The sequence below is a fragment of the Clostridium sp. genome (genome assembly GCF_021372645.1).
In the GTDB taxonomy this organism is placed as follows: Bacteria; Bacillota; Clostridia; order Clostridiales; family Clostridiaceae; genus Clostridium.
On the sequence record NZ_JAJFUC010000060.1, the window covers coordinates 1 to 2,322 of the forward strand.

A 2,322-nucleotide genomic window follows, 5' to 3' on the forward strand; every position below is an offset into this window, starting at 1 on the left:
CACAGAATCTGCATTGCTACTTAAATTCACCAATACAGTTCCATGTATCTTGCCAAACTTAATTCCATTTGAAATAAGATTTATAAATACTTGTTTCAATTTATCATAATCGCCTAATACAATAAAATTTTTATCTTTTTCTTTATTCATAATTAACTTTATGTTTTTTTCATCAGCAGCAATATAAAAGTCACTAATTACATTTGAAATAAGTTCTCCTATATTAACTCTTCCTAATTTAAGCACTATTTCATTTGACTCTATTTGTTTTAGTGCATTTAAATTATTCAAAAGCTTACCAAATCTTATTACCTCATCATTTAGATTAATGAGTTTATCAGTAGTTACAGGTATAATTCCATCTATCATGGCTTCTAAATTATTCTGAAGCACATTTAAAGGAGTTCTTATTTCATGAGAAATGTCTGAAACAAACCTTTTGCGTAATAAATCCTGACTATTTAATTTCTCACCTAAATCATTTATGCTCTCAGTTAAATTTCTAATTTCTTCAATATTGCTTTTTATATTTGATCTGGAATTATAATTTCCCTTTGATAAACTTACAGAAGTTTTTGAAACTGCTTTTATAGGTTCAGAAAATTGCTTTGATAAAATCAAGCTTATCACTGCTACTATTGCTAAAGTTAATACACCACTAAAAACAATACTCTTATTAATCTGTCCTTTAAAACTTATATCTTCTTGAGAAAGTAAAACAGGCGAGTATTGCCCAACCATAATATATCCTACTGTTTTTTCATTTACATTTATATCAAAAGTATTAGAAGTATAAACCCCTGCTTCTTCTTTACCATTTACCATCATATGATTTTTATATTTTATATCCTCATGGTTCATTTCCCATACGACTTTTTTATTTTCATCTAAAAGTGTTAAGCAATAATTACTCATATATGCTTCGTGCATCATTTCTTCTCCAGAAGTTTTATTCCAACTTTCATCATTTTTATAAACTTGTTGAAAATATTCAACTAACCTTGCATTTCTTTTAGTTTGAATATCCTCCATGTATTTATTAAAAGTATTTGTTATTGTTGTATTTATAATTAATACTGATAAAAATACTGATACTACAGAGCAAAAAATCAATATAAAACTTAAACGCTCCCTTATGCTCTGCTTCATAGTTCATCACCAAATTTATAACCGATTTTGGTAACAGTAACTATATATCTTGGAGATTTGGTATCTTCTTCGATTTTCTTACGTAAATTTTTGATATGAACATCTATACTTCTATCTGAGCCATCAAAATCAATGCCAAAAACCCTCTCTATTATTGATTCCCTTGTAAATACTTTCCCTTTGTTTGAAGCTAAAACGTATAATATATCAAATTCATTTGGAGTTAAACTTACTTGTTCTCCATTTAATTTAACCAATCTCTTATCAATATCAATTATTAATTTGTTATTATCAAAAAAAAGAACATTTTCTTTACTTCCTCCGACTCTTCTAAATAGTGCATTTACACGGGCAGTAAGTTCTCTTGGACTTAGTGGTTTTGTTAAATATTCATCAGCTCCAATATTTAACCCTTCTATTTTATCACTTAATGTGCTTTTAGCAGTTAACATAAAAATATATACATCTGATATTTTTCTAAGTATTTTGCAAACTTCTTCACCATCTATATCTGGAAGCATTAAATCTAAAATCACAAGATCTATTTTTTGTTTTCTAAAAATTTCAATTCCATCTAATCCATTTTCAGTGGAATACACTCCATATCCTTCTTTTTCTAAATATGCCTTTACAACGTCTGATACGCTTTTTTCATCTTCAATTATTAAAATATTGTTCATAACTTTCACCCCATATAGTTAATATTAATATTAATATTACTTTATCATATATTTAATAATTTAGCATAAAGTTATGAATTTTATGTGTAAATGCTGATATCTTATATTATATTTTTCATATAAATTTTACCTTCAGTTCTTCATCTAAAATTATTCCTTGAAGAAGTTCTCTTATTATGATGAATTTCAAATTCTGCTACACTTAGGCACATGAAAATATTTACTACTATATATAACCACCTAATTATTTTTATACATGCTCAAAAAACGCTATCATTAAAATTTGATAGCGTTTCTTAATTACACATTATGTTTATATATATATGTTGCAAAATGAAAACTTCAAAAATAACTGGAGTATACCCTATTTGATAGACACATAGAAAAGTATGTATAATAAGTACAGATAAGGATGTGTTAATCAAATGACTAAAAGAAAGAAATTTTCAGTAGAATACAAGATGGAAATAATAAAATTAGTAACAGAGCAAGG

Annotated in this window: 2 protein-coding genes; both read right to left on the bottom strand. The window is 26.4% G+C overall.

The genetic code is table 11. The features are described from left to right. On the bottom strand, positions 1 to 1,149 hold a 1,149-nt coding region (locus LLF98_RS10175), incomplete at its 3' end, for a histidine kinase dimerization/phospho-acceptor domain-containing protein (protein ID WP_291703156.1). Beyond that, positions 1,146 to 1,829: a response regulator transcription factor gene (locus LLF98_RS10180; RefSeq protein WP_291703157.1), complete on the bottom strand. Its 684-nt coding sequence runs from the start codon at positions 1,827 to 1,829 to the stop codon at positions 1,146 to 1,148. The genes LLF98_RS10180 and LLF98_RS10175, both read right to left, overlap by 4 nt. Between the last annotated feature and the right edge of the window lie 493 nt (positions 1,830 to 2,322).

Coding starts and splice junctions, on each gene's coding strand:
- LLF98_RS10180 (WP_291703157.1), bottom strand. CDS start 1,829: ATGAACAATATTTTAATAATTGAAGATGAAAAAAGCGTATCAGACGTT.